Consider the following 20,287-nt stretch of genomic DNA (forward strand, 5'->3'; position numbering starts at 1 on the left):
GGCTGGTTGAAAGACCTCGGTCCACCGAAACGGCGTGGGGATCCCGCGCCTTTCTTTTTTAACCTTTAATTATCGGAGTATACCCCATATTGGCAGAAAAGATTTTAAGTTGCTTCATTGATGAAGCTGGAGATTTTGGTGATTTTGAATCTCATTCTCCATTTTATATCGTTTCCGTCATAGCTCACGAACAGTCCGATTCCATACAAGCTGACATCGACGGTCTAGAAAAATACCTTACATCATTAGGTTATCCGCATCATGCAATTCATACAGCACCTCTTATTCGTCGAGAAGGTGCTTATGAACTTGTGCAGGTGGAAGAGCGTCAAAAGCTTTTCAACTTGCTTTTCCGTTTTGCAAGAAAGATTCCTATTCGATTCTTTACAGCCCTGGTAAGAAAATCAGAATGCGCAGATTCAGATGTTCTTGAAGCAAAAATTACAAAGGAAATTAAAAACAAGCTCGAAGCCTGCATGGATTACTGGCATACATTTGATAAAATCATAATCTACTATGACAATGGGCAAAAGCCACTTAAGAGAATCTTAAATGTACTTTTTAATACAATGTTTGCCAATGTTGAAGTTAGAAAAGTAAGTCCTGTAGATTATAAATTATTCCAGGTAGCTGATTTAATATGTACACTTGACCATATCAATGCAAAAATCGAAATTGGTCAGTTCTCAAATTCAGAAGCAGAATTCTTTTCTAACCGACAGAACTTCAAGAAGAACTTCTGGCGTAAACTTAATTCACAGCGTATTCAATAATAAACTGTACATTCGTTTTACACTTTTTGTCTTTCCCACTCGTTTATACTTTTGCTATTGACCTTTCCATTATTTGTGCTATATTTATTCATAGAATCGTCCAATAAAACTGCGTTATTTCCTTAATTGGTTGGCGCACTAGAGTTGAGGACGGTTTGATTTTTTAACTCACTTAAGTAGTGATGATAGAAATTCCTTCTGTTCCCAACATTTTCAATAATAACCTTAAAATACTTTCTACAGCATTAAATATTTAAAAAAAATCTTGACACCTATATCACACCACGATATATTATATCTAGCTTCGTTATAACGAGGTGCGATATATCGAAATACAATACTCGGAGAGGTGGCCATGGATGCAAGAATTAAACGTGTTTATGTTCCGATGACTGAAACCGGCTTTTATATTTTGTTTTGCCTTCAGGAAGAAATGCATGGATACAATATAACTCAAAAGGTAAAACAGATGACTGATGGCCAGGTAGACATTGGACCGGGCACGATGTACGGATCATTAGGAAAAATGGAAAAAGATGGATTGATTGAATTTGTTCGTGAAGAAGAAAAACGAAAGCTGTACAAAATCACTTCAGTTGGCCAGGAAGTTCTGCAGCTGGAAATAGAACGAATCAAAAGACTTTATAGAAATATTGGAGGAAAATAAAATGAAAAACACAAAGACACTTTTTAGATTTTATACACTTTTTGAATATGAAGAAGAACAGGCTTTTCTTGAAAAACAGCACAAGAACGGCTGGAAGGTTGTAAGCTTTAAGCTCCCTGGTTTATACAAGTTTGAAAAATGTGAACCGGAAGATATGACATACAGAATTGATTTTACAAATGAGAACGGCTCAAAGAATCCTGAGTATCGTCAGATGTTTGCTGATAACGGCTGGGAATTCTTGTGGTCGGTAAACGGCTTTTCAATTTTTAGAAAACCACTTGCTGCAAATAATACTGATAATAGCAACGAGATTTTTTCTGATAATTCTTCAAAGTTACAGATGCTTCAGAAGATCCAGCAGCGCAGACTCCTGCCCTTCATTACAATTTTCCTTTGTGCTGTAATTCCAAACTTTATAAAAGGAATTCATGGAGACTTTGGTTCATCAATTTTTGATAATATAATAACAATTATCTTTGGTGTAATGTTTGTTCTTTATACCTATGTTTTCATAAAGAGCTTAGTCAAAATAAGAAAGCTTAAGGAAAGACTTGAATAAACATATTTATTAAGCTTCAAAGCACCTTACTCTGTGTCCCTCAGAAATCTTCGTAAACTCAGGAAGTTCTTTTTTACAGCGCTCAGTTGCTTTTGGACAGCGGTATGCAAACGGACAGCAGTTTTCCTGCTGCAATGTTGTCTTTACTTCCTGATTTGAATTGTTGAGAACTCCCTGTGCACCTTCGAAAAGAAGCTGTGTATAAGGATGTAAGGCTGTTTTATAAAGGTCAGCAGCCGGGGCTTCTTCTACCATGTAGCCGCGATACATTACTCCGATAGTGTCGCAGAAGTAGCAGGCTACTTTGAGGTCGTGGGTAATGAAAAGATAGCTGAGATTTCTGGTCTGGCGGAGATCCTGCAGTAAGTTTAAAACCTGGCCCTGAATTGAAACGTCCAGAGCAGAAACAACTTCATCGCATACAAGAAGTGTCGGATTCATAATAAGGCCGCGGGCAATTGAAATGCGCTGTCTCTGGCCGCCGCTGAACTCTGCGGGACGGCGTTCGAGATCTTCTGGTGAGAGGCCTACCTCTGTGATTATTTTTTCTGCAAGCTCACGGGCGGCGGCTTTTCCCTGCCAGAGCGAAGAATACTTGAGGCCTGTTGTAAGTACATTGTAAATGCTGAGTCTTGGATTAAGTGAGCGGGCCGGGTCCTGGAAAATGTATTTTACTTTTTCGCGGTAAAGGCGGAGCTGATTTTTTTTGTAGGCTTTAACTTCCTGTGGGAGTTTTTCTTCGGCGTCAAAATATTTTATTGAGCCGCTTGTCTGTTTATAAAGCTGGATTAAAAGTCTTGCGGTTGTGGTTTTTCCGCAGCCTGACTCACCGGCGAGGCCGTAAGTTGTTCCGCGTTTAATTGCAAAGCTGACGTCGTTTACGGCGTAAACATTCTGTTTGTTTTTTGCAAAAAAGCCTGCTTCCAGATTGAAGGTTTTTGAAAGGTTATTTACTTCGATGATATTTTCGTTTGCCATTAGTTCTGCCCTCCTTTCTTGTCTGTGTAATGAGTTCCAAATTCAATGAGTGATGAAACAATCTTTTGTGTGTATTCGTGCTGAGGATTTTTTATAACCTCATCTGGACTTCCTGTCTCAATAATCTGGCCCTGATACATTACGGCAATTCTGTCTGAAATCTGGGCAACAAGATTGATGTTGTGGCTGATGAAGATGATTGATAGATTTCGTTCTTTCTGCAGCTTCAAAAGGAGCGAAATAATTTGTGCCTGAATTGTTACGTCGAGTGCGGTTGTAGGCTCATCGGCAATTAAGAGTTCACAGTTCTGGGCAAGAGCAAGTGCAATTCCGATACGTTGAAGCTGGCCGCCAGAAAACTGATGAGGATATGATTTGAGTCGCTTATCCGGTTCTGGGATTCCAACCTGTGTGAGAAGTTCGATTGTCTTTTTGTCTGCAGCCTCGCGGGTAATCTCTGGTTCGAGGATTCTGAATGTTTCAAAGAAGATGCTTCCTACATTCTGAAGAGGATCATAAGAACGGCCCGGCTCCTGGAAAATAAGGGCTATCTTTTTGCCGCGGTATTCACGGAGTTCTTTTTGTGAGAGCGAAAGAAGGTCAACTCCATTGTAATAAATGTGGCCGGTGCATTCTGCATTCTGTGGAAGGAGTCCCGGTATGGCTGTTGTTGAAACAGACTTACCGCTTCCTGATTCGCCGACGAGTCCGAGGATTTCGCCTTTTTTTACATCAAAGGAAACGCCGCGGGCAGCTTCGAATGGTGTCCACTCTGTTCCGCGGAGTACGTGGAAGGTAACGTGAAGGTCCTGGACAGAGAGGATGTTGTCTGACGGTGATGCCGGGTTCTTAAGGGCGGAGCCCTTAGGAGAAGGGGTACATCCGGGCATAGCCCGGATGTGCGCAATTTGGTGGAAAATCCTAAACCGACCCGCTGCCGCAGCTCGGTTTTTAACGGATTCTCGATTAGAGCGGGGGAAGCCATTCCCTTTCACTTTCTTAAATCTCTTAAATACTGCACTGTACGGATCGTAGAAATCACGGAGCGCATCACCGACAAAATTGAAGGCAAGAGTCACAAGCAGCAGCATGAGAACCGGATACAAAAGCCATGGGAAGTTTCTGAGATTTGAGAGAGTTGAAATATCACGGTTGATAAGAGAACCCCAGCTCACGGCAGGATCACTGATACCAAGGCCAAGATATGAAAGTGTTGTTTCGCTCATGATAAAGCCCGGAACACTCAGCGTTATGCTTACAATCAAAAGACTTGTAATCTGCGGAATGATGTGGCCGAAAATTACGACGAGGGATGGAAGGCCTTCGAGTTTGGTGTTGAGAATAAACTCTTCGCGTTTTACGGAGTGTACAATTCCGCGGATGGTTCTTGCACTACCCGGCCAGCCGACCAGCGAAAGAATCAGCGTGATTATCATGTATGAGGTTCCTGAATCCATGCGGCTGTTTAAGAGCGAGCGCAGGAAAAGGATAAAGTATAGGCTTGGGATGAGCATAAAGAACTCGGCGAAGCGCATTATGAACCAGTCGGTTTTTCCGCCGAAGTAACCGGAGATGCCGCCGAAGATTATTGCAAGCACCATGGCGATTGCGGTGGCGACAAAACCGATTGTAAGGGAGATGCGGCTTCCGTAAATTATGCGGCTGAAAAGGTCGCGGCCAAGGTGGTCGGCGCCAAGAAGATATGCCGGGTAAGCCAGGTCCTTTGTTCCAAAGAGATGGCGGTCGCATGGGATAAAGCCGAGAAGTTTATATTCGTAGCCCTTAGCAAAAAGTTTGAAGTCGTGGGTGTAGCCTTCGTCTTTTACGCGGGCGTACTTCCAGTTGATTTTACTGATGGTGCGGCACTCGCGAACTTTGATGCCGTGACTTGTCAGCTGAAGATTTGCCGGATGGTATGTGTTAATTTCAAAGGTCTGTGTCGGCTGGTAAGGTGCAAAGAACTCTGCAAAAATCATTACAAGATAAACGAGGGCGAGGAAAATAAGAGAGGTCAATGCGAGAGGTCTTGTCTTGATATACTGTGCTAACTTTTTCATTTCCGCCCCCTACTCGTTTCCATATCTGATTCTAGGATCTACAATGGCAAGCAGAATATCACTGATTACCATACCAACAAGAACGAGCGCCGAAATAAACATGCTGTTTGCAAGAACAAGATTTATGTCTTCCTGAAGAACTGCGTCGTACATAAGGCGGCCGATTCCAGGATAAGCAAAGATAATTTCAAGAACGAGCGAGCCTGAGAAAAGTCCTGCAAGAAGGTTTGCACTTCCTGTGATGTACGGGTTCAGGGTATTACGGAAGGCGTGATTAAGGTAAACTCTTTTTTCGCTGATGCCGCGGGAACGCAGAGCAAAGATATAAGGCATTCCCATCTGATCCAGCATTGTTGCGCGGATCATTCGCATTGTGCCTCCAAGTCCGCCGAGGAAAGACGCAAGCAGAGGTAGGAAAACATGATGAGCGTAACTGAATGTAAATTTCATTGGCGCATCTTTAAAAGGAAAATCAGGATATGCGGTCACCGGGAAAAGATTTGTAATAGAAGCAAAAAGCTGAAGTAAAATCAAAAGCAGGATTCCCGGGAAGGCATGGAAGAAAAGCGCAAAGAAGGTTGCGCCTACATCCAGCCGTGTTCCGGCCTTGCTGGAGAAAAAGACTCCGAGCAGGAACGAGAACGTTGTTATAAAAACAAGGGAAATAAGATTCAGTAATACCGAGTTCCACAAGCGGCTCCGTATTAAAAAGCTGACCGGAGCCTTAGATATGAGGCTTGTTCCCAGGTCGTGGTTCACAATAACTCGTTTGAGCCACTTGAAGTACTGAACGTAAAAAGGTTTATCGAGTCCGAGCTCGGCACGCAAAGCGTCCATTTGTTCGGTGGTAAAGTTTTTATCTTGTGAGCCACCAAGTGAGTTCACTGCATTTTTTCCACCCTGACTTTCTGTGCTCGTAAGAAGCTGCTGCGTCATCATCTGGTCAACAATATCTCCAGGAGCAAGTTCCATTAAACCAAAGAGCGCAAAGCCTAATAGAAAAAGAAGAAAAATCATTGTAATAATTCTTCCGGTTATAAAGGAAGCAAGAGGTGCTTTTGCCTTAAAAGCTTTTTGCGGTGCAGTAACTGTCGCTTTTAATTTTAAATAAAAGAGTTTTATTTTATTCATTATCTTCCTTCCTTCAGATAAACGTTGTCTATAAGAGCACTGTTTCTATTATCATAATAGACATTTGTCAGATCCCATTTATTACGGATTGCAAAGAAAGATTTTGAGCGCATAAGATAGATTACAGGACATTGTTCAAGAAGGATTTCCTGATACTCATCCCAGATTGCTTTTGCCTTGTCATGGTCAATTGTAAAACTGCCTTCGTTATAAAGGTAATCAACACGGGCTTCCCAATCTGTTGCCGGTGTTTCCTGCAGGGGATACCATAAGTGTAAGTTTCCATAACTCGGCCATACATTAGCTCCCTGCGAAGGAAAGAGATTTTTGCCAAGGCCGATAAAAATAGACTGCCAGTCATAAGTTGAAGTAAGCATTTCAACCTGCTTCTGAAAATCTACCTGGCGGACATTGATAGTTATTCCAACCTTACTGCATTCATCTGTAATAATCTGAGCCATATCATTTGCGGTAGTTCCACCGCTTGAAATTAAAAGGTCAAACTCAATCTTATTTCCTTTGTCGTCATAATAGTGGCCATCTTTTTTCACAAAGCCGATTGATTGAAGTAGTTCTTCTGCCTGCTTTGGATTGTACTTATATTTTAATGTGATATCAGGATTAAAGTATGGATTTACTTCCGGGAAAAAATCATACTTGGCTTCTGCAAGACCACGGTAAGTCTGCAGGGCAACCCTATCGCGATTGAAAAGACAGCTCATTGCCTGTCGGAATTCCTTTTTGGTAAACCAGTTATAATATGGCTTGTCTTTGTTCTGAGGATTCTGATTAAAGCTCCACATTGAAGACCCCATAGAACCATCTGCATTGAAAACCGTATAGTCCTCTTTCTGATTTGCAACAAGGTCTTCTACCTGTTCTGGTGTCGGACTGTAAACTTCTGTTTGTCCTTGTTTGAAAAGAAGATAATCTGTATTTGTATCCCCTACAATCTGATAAATTCTCTGTTCAGGATATGGGATTGAATTCCCATTAGAATCTTTATCCCAGTAATTTGGATTTCGGGTAAATACAAGTCTCTGGGCTGGAATGTATTCTGTGATATACCACATTCCGCAGGAAGGTATTTCTTTTGGATCCTTATCAATACTGAACAAAGCCTTTATTCCCTCAGCCCCATTTTTCTCTTTTGCAGGCTTAAATATAAATGAAGGACAAAGTTTCATATTAGTTGAGAGCATAGGATCTGCAACTATTCTAGGATAGATAAATTCAAAAGTCTTGTCATCGATTTTTTTACAGTCGATATGGGCTTCTGTACCATCTTCCATCAAAATCCATTGTGAGCCGTAGCCATTAGACCCCATATCTGGATCTCCATCGATTTCGTTATACCAGAAAACAAAATCATCTGAAGTTACAGGGATCTTTTTATCTGAGCCATACCAGGTCCAATAAAAATCATCTCGGATTGTAAAACGAACTGTAAGGGTATTTGCTTCTTCGTCGGTTATTATTTGATAATAAGCAGCTCTAGGCTTCCATTCGCGGGTTGTCATGTCGTAATCGCTAAGATATTCCAGTGTCATACTTACAATAGAAGCACTTGTACCGTCGCGTTCAGCAATTACCTGATTAAAAGTTTTTGGATCAGATAAGATTGTGTCATACCAGATGCCACCGACATTTCCGGCTTTAAATTCCTGTCCAGTCCAGGGTTTGCTAAGTGTTTTTTGTATTAGTTCAGCATTTAGATTCTGGGAATGTAATTCTATTTCTTCCAGTGTCATTTCTGGAATTTTAGAGCAGGATGCCATCAAAAAGCATAATATGCCCATTGATATACATATAGTTTTTTTATTCATAAAAATCCACCCATATATAGTTTACAATACACAGGTAGATTTTTAAAGTTGAAATTTAAATATAAGAAAAATTTATTAGCCTAACCTTTAAGACCACCGCTGCTTACGCCGTTTACAATATACTTTCTTGTAAGAATGAAAAGTATAATCATTGGGAGAACAACGATTGTTGAGGCAGCCATAAGATATTCAGAATAGCTGGCAGCTTCTGTAGTGAAAACCTGAAGACCATATGGCAATGTTCGGCTTTTTGCGTCTGAAGTTACATAGAGCGGCCACATAAAGCTGTTCCATGAAGACAATGCGTTAAGCAATATAATAGTAAAAAGAGATGGTTTTGCAATCGGAACCATGATACGCCATAGGTAAAGCCAGTTTGAAGCACCGTCTATTCTTGCAGAATAATAAAGATTGTCTGAAATAGTATCAAAAAAGTTTTTGAGAATGTATGTATAAAAGATGCTTGCGATAAAAGGCATTACCAGAGCAGGTATTGTATTGTACAATTTGATTTTTACGATTGTAGTATAATTTGTGATGATTAACATTTCAAAAGGAATCATCATAAGGCTTAGCAGAATTGAAAAGATAAGGCTGCGGCCCGGGAATTTCAGTTTTGAAAAAGCAAATGATGCGAGAATTGTTGTGGTGGTTGTTGTGAGAACTGAAAGCACCATTACAATTACTGAGTTTATAAAATATTTTCCAAACGGAGCCATTGAGAAGGCTTCGCGATAATTTACAAAAGAAAAATTTGCCGGAAAGAATTTCGGCGGAAACATGATTGCTTCTGCATGTGTTTTGAACGATGTGAGTATCATCCAGATGAACGGGAACACCATTATGATGGAGCCGAGGATTAAAAAGAAGTAAACAGGGATTTTTGCGAAAGATATTCGGGTCAAGCCCGACAATGACAGCTTTTTTTTCATTTCAGTCCCTTCCTTCCCATTCGTTTTTTGAGATGGAGCTCAAGCATTGTTACTACGAAAATACAGAGGAAAAGAATTACGGCTGCGGCGGCGGCATAACCATACTTTCTCTTTTCCATCATTGCATATCTGATATAATAAACAACTGTGTAGAGATTGTAATAAGGTCCCGGTTTTCCATAGAACAGCGGATACAGCTCACTAAAAACCTTAAAGCAGGTGATTGTATTAACAATGCACACAAGGAAGATTGTCGGAGACAAAAGTGGAACTGTAATTTTAAAGAAAATCCGCATAGGCTTTGCACCGTCTACACGCGCAACTGTATAATACATTTCATTGATGTTCTGCATTCCCGAAAGCAGAATGATAATTGTGAACGGGAGAATATTCCAGACTCCAAATATGATAAGGGCAAGCAGCGACCACTTTGATTCAGTTACCCACCCGATTTTTTCAATTCCGAATTTTGAAAGCACCCAGTTGATAATTCCGTACTGCTGGTTATACATCAGTCGCCAGATAAGGCCGACCGCAGTTACAGAAGTTACCATAGGCAGAAAGAAGGCTGTTTGAAAAACTGCACTTCCCTTTACTTTTTTATTTAAGAGATTTGCAAAAAAAAGTGATATAGCAGTACTGATTGGAACGACAAATAAAACATAAAGCGCAGTGTTCTTTAAGCCTGAAATAAATTTGTCATCAGTTAGAACATATTTATAATTTTCAAAATTAAAAGCTTTAAAAGTTCCTTTCAGATAGCTGTAGTTTTCTTTAAAGGAAATAGTAAAAACGTTGATTACCGGATAAAGAGTAAAGATGATTATGAAAATCAGAAACGGAGAAAGATAAAGCCAGGGTTCAATTTTACTGAAACGCTTATGGCGTTCTGGTGAATATTTCACTACAGTCTCCTTCCCTGATTGTCAAAATAAAAGACTCCTTTTTCTTTAAGGCTTATTTTTATTTTTGAACCTGTTGTAATGCTTTCATCTTCAAGATTCAAAATGGCACGAACTGTATTGCCACGGTATGAAAGAGTTACAATCTGATCCTTTCCCATTTCACTGATGGCAAGGATTTCAGCTTCTGTACCATTGTCGTCAAGGTAGAAGCTTTCCGGACGGATTGCTGTAATTTTCTGATCTTCAACAAGTTTATTTGCCGGAGGATTTCCTAAGAACTCTGCAACAAACAAACAGTTTGGATTTTTATAAAGTTCCTGACACAGCCCGCTTTGAATTAAAAGGCCGTCTTTCATTAAAAGAATGCTGTCTGAAATAGACATGGCTTCTTCCTGATCGTGAGTTACAAAAACTGTTGTAACTCCAGTTTCCTTCTGAATGCGGCGGATTTCTTCGCGCATTTCAAGGCGGAGTCTTGCGTCAAGATTTGAAAGCGGTTCGTCCATCAGAAGCAGCGCCGGATTTTTTACCATTGCACGTGCAATAGCAACGCGCTGCTGCTGACCACCACTGAGTTCTGAAGGATAACGTCGCAAAAGAGTATCAACATGAACAAGCTTTGCAATTGCATCTACCCTTGCCTTACGTTCTTCTTTATTTACCTTAAGGACTTCAAGCGGGAACGAAATGTTTTCGCTTACAGTCATATGAGGATAAAGCGCATAGTTCTGGAAAACCATGCCGATGTTTCTCTGGTCTGGAGGAAGCGCTGTAACATCTTTATCATCAAAAAAGATTTTACCTTCTGTTACAGGAATAATTCCACAGAGCATATTTAGCAAAGTAGATTTACCGCAGCCCGAAGGACCGAGCAGACAAATCAGATGCCCGTCTTCAAGCTCTGCGGAAAAATTACTTACAGCAGTTGTGTGACCAAATTTCTTTGTTACGTTATCTATTCGAACTTGCATTTTTTATCGGCCGTTTAAAGCGTCGTTACACTGCTTTTCAATTGCAGCTACGGCTTCTTTTGCAGTCATCTTTCCATCAACAACGTAGTTGAGGTACTCTTCAAGAATCTTACGAACTGCAGCAGAACCTGTTACGTTAGGGAATGAACCGGAAACAGCCATGTTAGCCTGAACGTATGGAAGAGCTGAAGTTGCTGGAAGATTTTTCAAATATGCAACGTATTCTGGAACATCAGCTGAAGTTCCATAAGGACAAAGTGCTGAGTTTGCAATTGCCCACTTAGCAGCGTTTTCACGGTTAAGGAAGAACTTAACGAATTCGTAAGCACCTTCATCAACTGCATCATTTCTGTGAAGGAAGATAGGACCACGGTTCCAAGCTGTGTAGAAATTACCAGAAATCCACTTAGCCATTCCAAGTTCACCCTTTCCTTCTACCATCTGAATGTACTGATCGTTTACACAAGAACCAGAGAAAGAAGCGATATCACCGTTAGCAAGGTCTTCTGAAGAATAACGTCCGATTGTGTTGAAAGAGAAATATCCCTTCTTACAGTTATCAGCATACCACTGATAGATTTCTTCAAGTTTAGGACCACAGAAAGTTACGTGTTTGTTAGCAACGTCAATATAGCCAAGACCATTGTGCATAATCAATTCCTGGATATTGTCTACAAGACCATCTGAGTGGAAACCTGGAATACCTTTCTTTTCTTTGATTGTCTTAGAAACTTCAACAAGTTCATCCCAGTTTGTTGGAGGATTCAAGCCAAGCTCTTCAAAAATTGTTTTGTTATAGAAAAGAACAGGACCTGTTGTACAGCCAGGAAGATAGTAGATACCACCGTCTTCAAAACCGAGTACGTCAGTCTTCATTGCCTCTGGAAGAGAATCAATGATGTTCTGCATTGTCTTGTCGCCTTTCTTGTTATCTTTCTTGATATATTTGCGGATATCAATTGCAAGACCTTCGTTAGCATAATCTACTGCAGTTGTACCATAGTTGAAAATAATGCTAGGTCCGATTCCGTTTGCTACAGCATTGTAAACAGTGTCTGTAAAGCCTGCATAATCCTGATTCTTTACTTCTACTACATATTTTGACTGTGTAGCATTGAATCTGTCTGCTGCATCATTAAGGGCAGCTGCCTGCTTACCATTGTAAGTGTGCCAGATTTCAACAGTAACTTTCTTGTCTTTTGACTTTTTACCAGCAGCGAAAATCATGCTGGAAACAAGTACCATTGAAACTAAGATTGTGATGATTTTTTTCATGAGATACTCCTGAATGTTTTTAATCGCGTTGCCGTCGTGAGGCAAGGAAAGTGATGTGGAGTTCATCACTGCGGGATTTTTTTTGATGATAGCATTATTCAACGCTTTATTCAATTAAATAGAAATGATATACTATAAATATGAGCAAAAGTTTAATCAAATCTGTTGTATCATCTTTTTTTCTTATAATTTTACTCTTTTCATGTGCTTCAACAATCAAGCAGACAAATCCAACTGGGCAAAAAGTTCAGTTAAGAACTGATGTTGTAAATGTAACTGGCGGAGAATTAAGAGGAATTTATACTCAGGATGGAAATATAGAAATTTATGCTGGTGTTCCATTTGCAGCCCCTCCTGTTGGAGAACTGCGCTGGAAAGAACCTCAGGATATTATTCCATGGGGTGGTATTTTAGAAGCAGATCACTTTGCTCCTATGGCAATGCAGAAAAAGAAATCTGCTTTATATAACTTTTTATTTCAGCTTTATACTCATTCTCAAAAAGATAGAACATTTAATGGTCCTCAAAGTGAGGATTGCCTTTATCTGAATGTATGGAAGCCTTCTGAAAAAGCTCCTGAAGGTGGCTGGCCTGTTCTTGTTTATATTCATGGCGGTTCTTTAATGTCCGGTCAGAGCTGGTATGAAAAATATGATGGTGAGAATCTTGCACGAAATGGAATTATTTTTGTCAGCATAGCATATAGAACTGGTGTTTTCGGATACTTAGCTGATAAAGAACTGGCAGCAGAATCTGAACACGGAACAACAGGTAACTATGGACTTTTAGATCAGATAAAAGCATTGGAATGGGTTCATAATAATATAGCAGCTTTTGGCGGTAATGCAGATAATGTTACAATTGCCGGAGAATCTGCCGGTTCATCATCTGTAAATGCTTTATGTGCTAGTCCTCTTACAAAAGGTTATTTCCGTCGTGCTATTGGAGAAAGCTCTTCTGTAATTCAGAAGACTCCACCCCACACTTTCCGAAAAATGGAAGCAGCATTAAAAATGGGAGACGACATAAAAGCAGAATTCAACTGTAAAAACATTGAAGAATTACGTGCTGTTCCAGCTGAGAAATTGATTAAAACTAAGTATGCAAATAATTCAATGTGTGTTGATGGCTATGCTCTTCCACAGACTCCTTTTGAAATCTATCAAAAAGGTGAAAATCATGAAGAAGCTCTTTTGAACGGATTTAATAAACAGGAGGCCTTTGGTTTTACCTATTTTACAAAAGTTAATAAAGATAATCTTGCTTCGCTTCTTGAACCAAGCTTAAAAGACAATACAGATGATTTCCTTTCTCAATATGGAGAAATTAAAACTAAAAAACAGGCAAGAGAAATATATAATGAAGTTTTCTCTGCTGTTTGTTTTACTTATCCTCATGAATGCTGGTCTAATACTGTAAAAGCACAGGGAAAGCCTGTTTATGAATATTATTTCTCTCGTGAAAACAAAGAGTTTGGAACCTATCATTCTGGAGAAATAATTTATGCCTATAAAAATATTCCTCACACAAAAAATTACGAAGCATACGATTATGAGCTTGAAGAAATAATGAGTTCATACTGGTTGAACTTTGTAAAGACTGGAAATCCTAATGGTCTTGATACAAATGGTAATCCACTTCCTGTATGGGAAACAAAGGCAGAAAGCAATGGGCTTCTGATGGAATTAGGTGATACCTGCACTATGGTAGAAGATCCGTTTGCTTATGTTTATAAGTATATAAAAAAATAATTCCTCACAAAGTTTAAGAGGACACAGAGAAACATTGTAAGAAATGTAACTCTGTGTCCTCTTTTATTCTGTGAGGAATATGTCGGCAATAATAGTAAGCCTTATTTGATATCTTTACGTTTGATTTTACCAGAGATTGTCTTAGGCAGCTCTTTTACAAAGTCTACGATTCGTGGATATTTGTAAGGAGCTGTTGTCTTTTTAACAAAGTTCTGAATATCCTTTACAAGCTCGTCGCTTGGCTCATACCCCTTTGCAAGAATGATTGTTGCTTTAACAACCTGACCGCGTACAGGATCTGGAGCTGCAGTAACTGCACATTCAACAACAGCTGGGTGCTGCATAAGAACTGATTCAACTTCGAATGTACCGATGCGGTAACCAGAACATTTGATAACGTCGTCGTTACGGCCTGTGAACCAGAAGTAGCCGTCCTCATCACGCCATGCATTATCAGATGTATGATAATAGCCGTCGTGCATTACAGACTTAGTCTTTGCTTCATCACCAAAGTATTCCATGAACAAGCCTGGGAAGTTTCCGTTAGACATATCAACTACGATTTCTCCAACTTCACCGTCCTCTACTTTATTCCCCTCTTCATCAATTAAAGTTACGTTGTAGTACGGTGCAGGTTTACCAAGGCTGCCAGGCTTAATGCGTTCATTGCCGTAATTAAATAGCGACAGTGTTGTTTCAGTCTGACCAAATCCTTCACGGATTTCCTTACCAGTGATTTCCTTCCATTTGTTGAATACTTCTTCTGAAAGAGGTTCACCTGCTGTTGACCAGTGCAGACAGCTTGAGAAATCATACTGACTCAAATCTTCCTGAATAAGGAAGCGGTAGATTGTAGGTGGCGCACAGAAAGAAGTAATGTGATGCTTTTCAATCTGCTTGATAAGATCGATTGGCTTGAACTTATCATGATAGTCATAAATGAATACAGAACATTCTGCTATCCACTGACCATAGAGTTTACCCCATACTGCCTTACCCCAGCCTGTATCAGCAACTGTAAGGTGGAGACCGCCCTTCTGTACCTGCTGCCAGTAGCTTGCAGTTACTATGTGTCCGAGCGGATAAAGAAAGTTATGAGAAACCAGTTTAGGATGGCTTGTTGTTCCGGATGTAAAATATGCAAGAAGAATGTCGTCGTTCTTACTGATATCTTCGCGCTTGAGTGCATGGAAATCTGCCAATGCTGCTTCACTTACGTTGAGATAGCCTTCTGTAAAGTCGAGCCAGGTTGGATGCTTTGCTTTAAATTCATCGCTCATTCCTTTATCAAGTCCGAATGGAGGAACTGCAACTAAAGTCTTGAGAGATGGACATTCCTTCTGAGCATCTTCTATGTATGTGAAAAGCTCACGGTGGTCTACAGCAACAACTGCTTTAATGTAAGCGGCATTACAGCGGAAAACGATATCTTCTTTAGTGAGCATGTGAGTTGCAGGAATTACTGATGCACCAATTTTGTGAAGTGCTACAATAGAAATCCAGAACTCGTAGCGGCGCTGAAGGATCAGCATAACAAAGTCACCGCGTTTTATTCCAATACTGCGGAAATAAGCAGCTGCTTTGTCTGTGCGTTCCTTGAGCTCGCCGAAAGTCATGCGGAGCTCTTCGTCGTTATCGTTGCACCAGATAAATGCTGTTGCATCCGGTGTGCGCTGTGCAAGAACATCAACAACGTCATAACCGAAGTTGAAGTTCTCTGGTACCTTTATTTTGTAGTTTGCAAAAAAGTCGTTGTAATCTTTAAACTCTGTCTTCTCAAGAAAATCTTCTAACATGTATAATCCCTTCGTCATTGCGAGAAGCGAAGCGACGAAGCAATCTTTTTAATGGATTGCTTCGCCTTCGGCTTGCAATGACGTAAATATTCTAAATTATGATAGCCAGAAACTTAGCCTTTTTATCATTTAGTGCCTGCATACCGTGCTGTTTAGTTGCATCAAAGTACACACTGTCTCCCTCTTCCAGAGTCATTTCTTTTCCATCTATCACGAGCTTCATTGAGCCTTCAATCATATATTCAAACTCATGTCCCGGATGTGAATTGAAATGAATCTCACGGGTTTCTTCAGGTGTAATTGTTACAATAAATGGATCAGCTTTTCTGTTCTGGAAACCAGCAGCAAGTGCCTGATATTTATAGTCACTGCGGCGATCTACAGAAAGTCCCTTGTCTTTCTTAGTCAGGCAGTAAGAATGCATATGAGGTTCCTTACCGGAGATAAGAGTGCCAAGGTCAATACCGTACTTCTTAGACATAGACTGAAGAATACCAACTGGAATATCAACAGTGCCTGTTTCGTACTTCTTGTACTGGTCAATTGAAATACCGCAAACACCTGCAGCTTCTTCAACTGATACATCCATAATTTCACGCAGACCGATCAAACGGTCTGCTACAGCCTTTATCTCCTCATTCATATTTACCCCTTGAGACATAAATATGCCTCGTTATATTTTGAATATTACAGGATATGATTGAAAAATTCAATAGAAAAATTAAAAAATAATAAAAATATTTAGTATAATTAAAGTTTGTTGTATAAAAATAGATTGCTTCGCCTGCGGCTCGCAATGACGTATTTCGTCATTGCGAGGAGCGTCAGCGACGAAGCAATCTATCAGGAATTAGCGACCGAACTGGCAGTCGTTGTTACCAGATGTAGAAATCCACATTTCAAGCATGTTGATTGGGTCGTTGAAGTCAGCAATCCAGCCTTCACGAGCAATGTCGAAGTTTCCGTTCTTACGCTCTTCGAGGAATACGTTCCAGTCCTGAACCTGAATTGTCATCTTGATACCAACAGCAGAAAGATCCTGCTGGATAGATTCAGCAATTGCAATGTGATTTGTGTTCTGGTTCAAGAGATATTCAATAGAAATTGGAGTTTCTGAAGAAAGTTTTCCTTCTGAATCAAACTTAAAGCCTGCAGCAATAAGAAGCTGACGAGCCTTATTTACTGTTTCAGCCTGATTATTATTGATTGCACTTGGATCATAGTAACCCTGCTTCAAAGCTTCAGATTTGAAGATACCGCCGTTACCGTCTGCCATTCCAAGAGGAATAAATGCGTTAGCAGCTACCTGACCTGTCTGTGCAATGTTTTCACAGATGTATTCGCGGTCGATAAGAAGTGAGAATGCCTGTCTCATACAAGCAGCCTGCTCTGCAGTTTTTCCTTCGAAAAGCTTACTCTTAGCATTGAAAGCTACATAGTAAGTACCAAGCTCGTCTACGATATAGAATTCAGGGTTCTTTGTTTCAAGAAGTTTTGCGATTTCGTCGTTTGCAACTTCATCAGCAAAATCAAGATTTCCAGCGTTGTATGCTGCAAAGATTGCAGTGTCATCAGCAGAAAGCATGAACTCAAGCTTTTCAACAGAAACTTTGTCTGCATCAAACCAGTATGGGTTCTTTGTGTAAGTCATTGAAACATCGTGTTTCCATTCTGTACAAACGAATGCACCGTTGCTTACAAAGCCTGCTTCTGTACACCATGCTCCAGGAGTTGATGGAGTTGAGTGTGCTTCAACATACTTCTTGCAAACTGGATAGAATGTTGGGAATGCCATAAGATCTTCAATGTATGCACAAGGTGCAATAAGCTTGAATTCAAGAGTTGTATCATTTACAGCTTTTACATTGAGATTGCCTTCTGCATAACCTTCAAATCCAGAGAACATATATTCATAGTCAGCTGCTGTATCTGGAGAAACTGCGCGTTTCCATGAGTATTCAAAGTCTGCAGCTGTAAGGTCAGAACCATCAGACCATTTAAGGCCTTTCTTAAGAGTTACAGTATATGTAAGACCATCTTTTGAAACTTTGTAGCTTTCTGCACAAGCCGGAACTGTTACACCCTTGTCGTTATATGTATAAAGACCAGAGAATGAGTTAGCAGCAAGACAAGCACCGTCTACAGAAGAGTTCAATGCAGGGTCAAGATAATCTGGTTCAGATGCAAGATTGATATGGAGTGTTTTTGCTCCATTGTTCATTTTTGCATACATAAAGAATTTTGTAGCGAAAGCGTTTGCATAGATTCCGCTTACATAAGATTTCTGAAGATAAATGTCGTTGTAGTAATACAAAGGAATTACACAGTAGTTAGACATAAGAATGTCTTCTGCTTCGTGCATTTTCTTTGTACGAATTTCGTAATTTGTTTCAGCCTTAATTTCTTTAATAAGGTTGTCGTACTTAGACCAGTCCTTAAGAGGATCAATAAAATTTTTGTTTACAAGTTTAGATGCATCTGGGGCAGTTGTAGGTACAGTTGAAGATGAAGCATTGTTTCCAGAAGATTTAGCATCTTTTTTTGCACAACCGAGCAATACAATGCTCACAAGTGCAGCAGCAAATACTATCGCTGTTTTTTTCATAAATGTTTTCCTCCTGTAAAAAAAACATTTGAATTATTTTTTATATAAAGTCTGCAACGCAAACTTATTATCTATTTGTTGTGACAGGCAGCAAAGTGTCCGTTGCCTCTGTCTGTAAGTGCAGGCATTTCTGTCTTACACTTCTCTGTTGCATATTTACATCTTGTTCTGAATGGACAGCCTTCAGGCATAGCAAGAGGACTTGGTACATCACCTTCAAGAACAATTCTCTGTCTGCTGCGTTCCAGTTTAGGATCTGGAATAGGAACAGCAGAAAGAAGACTGATTGAATATGGATGAATCGGACTGTTACAAACCTCATCAGCATCACCAATCTCTACAAGCTTACCAAGATACATTACGGCAATTCGTTTAGAAATATGCTGAACAACAAGAAGGTCATGAGCAATGAAAAGATAAGAAAGTCCAAGCTTTTCCTGGAGCTCTTCAAACATATTGATGATCTGGGCCTGAATAGAAACGTCGAGAGCTGATACTGGTTCGTCGCAGACAATAAAGTCAGGCTTTACAGAAAGAGCTCGGGCAATACCGATACGCTGTCTCTGACCGCCAGAGAACTCGTGTGCATAACGGGTTGCGTGTTCAGAGTTCAAGCCGACAAGTTCCATAAGATGAAGAATCTTTTCACGGCGTTCAGCCTTGCTTGAATAAAGATGATGAACATCCAGTGGCTCACCAATGATATCTTCTACAGTCATACGTGGATTCAAAGAAGAATAAGGATCCTGGAAAACCATCTGCATTTTCTTACGGATATCATTTATGTTTTTATCAGTTACTTCCTGTCCATCAAAAATAACTTTTCCATCTGTTGGTTTATAAAGCTGAAGAAGTGTGCGTCCTACAGTAGTTTTTCCACATCCAGACTCACCTACCAGACCAAGTGTTTCTCCACGGTTGATTGTGAAAGAAACTCCGTCTACAGCTTTAAGAGTAAGTTTCTTAAAACCAGAACGAACAGGGAAATATTTTTTGAGGTTCTGAACTTCAAGAATTGGAGTATTATTCGGTTTAATAATATCAGCGCTCATTATTGAACCTCCCCTTAGCTGTTAATTTTTCTGCTGCTTCTTTTACATTCATCCAGCATGAAGCAATATGATTATCATTGATAAAGAGTTCCTCAGGAGGCTCTTCAAGACAAATCTTCATTGCATTCTTACAGCGTGTACAGAATGAACAGCCTTTTGGAAGATTCAAAAGATTGATTGGAGTACCGGAAATCGGCTCCAGCTTTTGATTCATATTAGTTGTATTTGGAATTGATTTTAAAAGACCTTTTGTATATTCGTGCTTAGAGTTGTAGAAGATTTCATCGGCAGTTCCGCGTTCACAAACCTTACCGCCGTACATTACGATAATATCATCACAAAGATTTGCAATAACACCAAGGTCGTGTGTTACTAGAATTACAGCCATTCCCATCTTTTTCTGAAGTTTCTGAATCTCTTCAAGAATCTGTGCCTGAATTGTTACGTCGAGGGCGGTAGTCGGTTCGTCGGCAATAAGAATGTCCGGCTCACAAGCTAAGGCCATAGCAATCATTACGCGCTGTCTCATACCGCCCGAAAGCTCAAACGGATACTGCTTGAGACGGCGCTCAGGCTCGTTAATTCCAACAAGCTCCAGCATCTCAATGGCACGGCTATTAAGTTCCGCACCGCGCTTGTCTGTATGAAGCTTAATAGCCTCTTTCAACTGATTACCGATAGTAAATACCGGGTTCAGGCTTGTCATAGGATCCTGGAAAATAATCGAACAGCATTTACCTCTGAAGATCTTCATTTCATCAGAAGAAAATTTCAGAATATCCTTACCTTTATAAAAAACATTTCCGCTTTTTACATAACCGTTACCGGCAAGAATCTGCATAATAGAATAAGCCGTAACACTTTTTCCAGATCCAGACTCACCTACAATACCCAGAATCTCACCGGGATTCAAATCAAAAGAAATTCCGTTTACAGCCTGCACTTCACCCTTGTCGGTTGTAAAAGCTGTGTGTAAATCTTCTACTCTTAATAAAACATCGCTCAT

General features: G+C 40.0%; 17 protein-coding genes. 4 read left to right on the plus strand and 13 right to left on the minus strand.

All coding sequences use genetic code 11. The features are described 5' to 3' along the window. The first annotated feature begins 89 nt into the window (after nucleotides 1–89). The 3 genes from BMY21_RS03010 to BMY21_RS03020 all read left to right on the plus strand — a co-directional run bounded on the left by BMY21_RS03010 (nucleotide 90) and on the right by BMY21_RS03020 (nucleotide 2,002). Entirely contained in the window at nucleotides 90–773 is a 684-nt protein-coding gene (locus tag BMY21_RS03010) for a DUF3800 domain-containing protein (protein ID WP_074640755.1), read from the plus strand. Nucleotides 774–1,128: 355 nt separating this feature from the next. Next, entirely contained in the window at nucleotides 1,129–1,440 is a 312-nt protein-coding gene (locus tag BMY21_RS03015) for a PadR family transcriptional regulator (protein WP_074640757.1), read from the plus strand. A 1-nt stretch (nucleotide 1,441) separates the two neighbouring features. Beyond that, nucleotides 1,442–2,002 carry a DUF2812 domain-containing protein gene (locus BMY21_RS03020; RefSeq protein WP_074640759.1) on the plus strand — a complete coding sequence of 187 codons (561 nt, stop codon included), beginning with the start codon at nucleotides 1,442–1,444 and terminating at the stop codon, nucleotides 2,000–2,002. Nucleotides 2,003–2,011: 9 nt separating this feature from the next. On the opposite strand, the gene BMY21_RS03025 is transcribed toward BMY21_RS03020, so the two are convergent. The 8 genes from BMY21_RS03025 to BMY21_RS03065 form a co-directional block, all read right to left on the minus strand. After that, nucleotides 2,012–2,980, minus strand: coding sequence for an oligopeptide/dipeptide ABC transporter ATP-binding protein (locus BMY21_RS03025; RefSeq protein WP_074640761.1), 969 nt, complete (start codon nucleotides 2,978–2,980; stop codon nucleotides 2,012–2,014). After that, entirely contained in the window at nucleotides 2,980–5,037 is a 2,058-nt protein-coding gene (locus BMY21_RS15555) for a dipeptide/oligopeptide/nickel ABC transporter permease/ATP-binding protein (protein WP_083379646.1), read from the minus strand. Before BMY21_RS15555 ends, BMY21_RS03025 begins: the two co-directional genes overlap by 1 nt. Before the next feature lie 9 nt (nucleotides 5,038–5,046). Next, nucleotides 5,047–6,168 carry an ABC transporter permease gene (locus BMY21_RS03040; RefSeq protein WP_074640763.1) on the minus strand — a complete coding sequence of 374 codons (1,122 nt, stop codon included), beginning with the start codon at nucleotides 6,166–6,168 and terminating at the stop codon, nucleotides 5,047–5,049. Beyond that, a complete protein-coding gene (locus BMY21_RS03045; protein WP_256210229.1) occupies nucleotides 6,168–7,919 on the minus strand; it encodes an ABC transporter substrate-binding protein in 1,752 nt (583 codons plus the stop codon). Before BMY21_RS03045 ends, BMY21_RS03040 begins: the two co-directional genes overlap by 1 nt. A 155-nt stretch (nucleotides 7,920–8,074) precedes the next feature. Then, nucleotides 8,075–8,926, minus strand: a complete 852-nt coding sequence (locus BMY21_RS03050) for a carbohydrate ABC transporter permease (protein ID WP_074640767.1) — start codon at nucleotides 8,924–8,926, stop codon at nucleotides 8,075–8,077. Continuing rightward, nucleotides 8,923–9,831: a carbohydrate ABC transporter permease gene (locus BMY21_RS03055; protein ID WP_074640769.1), complete on the minus strand. Its 909-nt coding sequence runs from the start codon at nucleotides 9,829–9,831 to the stop codon at nucleotides 8,923–8,925. The genes BMY21_RS03050 and BMY21_RS03055 overlap by 4 nt, the downstream gene beginning before the upstream one ends. Further along, complete coding sequence (locus BMY21_RS03060) at nucleotides 9,831–10,802, minus strand: ABC transporter ATP-binding protein (RefSeq protein ID WP_074640771.1); 972 nt, start codon at nucleotides 10,800–10,802, stop codon at nucleotides 9,831–9,833. The genes BMY21_RS03055 and BMY21_RS03060 overlap by 1 nt, the downstream gene beginning before the upstream one ends. 3 nt (nucleotides 10,803–10,805) lie before the next feature. After that, on the minus strand, nucleotides 10,806–12,077 hold the full coding sequence (locus BMY21_RS03065; protein ID WP_074640773.1) for an extracellular solute-binding protein: 1,272 nt from the start codon (nucleotides 12,075–12,077) through the stop codon (nucleotides 10,806–10,808). Between the two features lie 140 nt (nucleotides 12,078–12,217). Here BMY21_RS03065 and BMY21_RS03070 point away from each other — a divergent pair, with 140 nt between their 5' ends. After that, on the plus strand, nucleotides 12,218–13,828 hold the full coding sequence (locus BMY21_RS03070) for a carboxylesterase/lipase family protein (protein ID WP_074640775.1): 1,611 nt from the start codon (nucleotides 12,218–12,220) through the stop codon (nucleotides 13,826–13,828). A 101-nt stretch (nucleotides 13,829–13,929) separates the two neighbouring features. Here the strand turns inward: BMY21_RS03070 and BMY21_RS03075 are convergent, their stop codons facing one another. The 5 genes from BMY21_RS03075 to BMY21_RS03095 all read right to left on the minus strand — a co-directional run bounded on the left by BMY21_RS03075 (nucleotide 13,930) and on the right by BMY21_RS03095 (nucleotide 20,287). Beyond that, nucleotides 13,930–15,624: an AMP-binding protein gene (locus BMY21_RS03075; protein WP_074640777.1), complete on the minus strand. Its 1,695-nt coding sequence runs from the start codon at nucleotides 15,622–15,624 to the stop codon at nucleotides 13,930–13,932. A gap of 91 nt (nucleotides 15,625–15,715) precedes the next feature. Further along, nucleotides 15,716–16,267, minus strand: coding sequence for a helix-turn-helix domain-containing protein (locus BMY21_RS03080; protein ID WP_074640905.1), 552 nt, complete (start codon nucleotides 16,265–16,267; stop codon nucleotides 15,716–15,718). Nucleotides 16,268–16,474: 207 nt separating this feature from the next. Continuing rightward, entirely contained in the window at nucleotides 16,475–18,229 is a 1,755-nt protein-coding gene (locus BMY21_RS03085) for a peptide ABC transporter substrate-binding protein (protein ID WP_074640779.1), read from the minus strand. Between the two features lie 71 nt (nucleotides 18,230–18,300). Further along, nucleotides 18,301–19,281, minus strand: coding sequence for an ABC transporter ATP-binding protein (locus BMY21_RS03090; RefSeq protein WP_074640780.1), 981 nt, complete (start codon nucleotides 19,279–19,281; stop codon nucleotides 18,301–18,303). Then, complete coding sequence (locus BMY21_RS03095) at nucleotides 19,271–20,287, minus strand: ABC transporter ATP-binding protein (RefSeq protein WP_074640782.1); 1,017 nt, start codon at nucleotides 20,285–20,287, stop codon at nucleotides 19,271–19,273. Before BMY21_RS03095 ends, BMY21_RS03090 begins: the two co-directional genes overlap by 11 nt.

Source organism: Treponema bryantii, from assembly GCF_900111035.1.
Classification (GTDB): domain Bacteria; phylum Spirochaetota; class Spirochaetia; order Treponematales; family Treponemataceae; genus Treponema_D; species Treponema_D bryantii_C.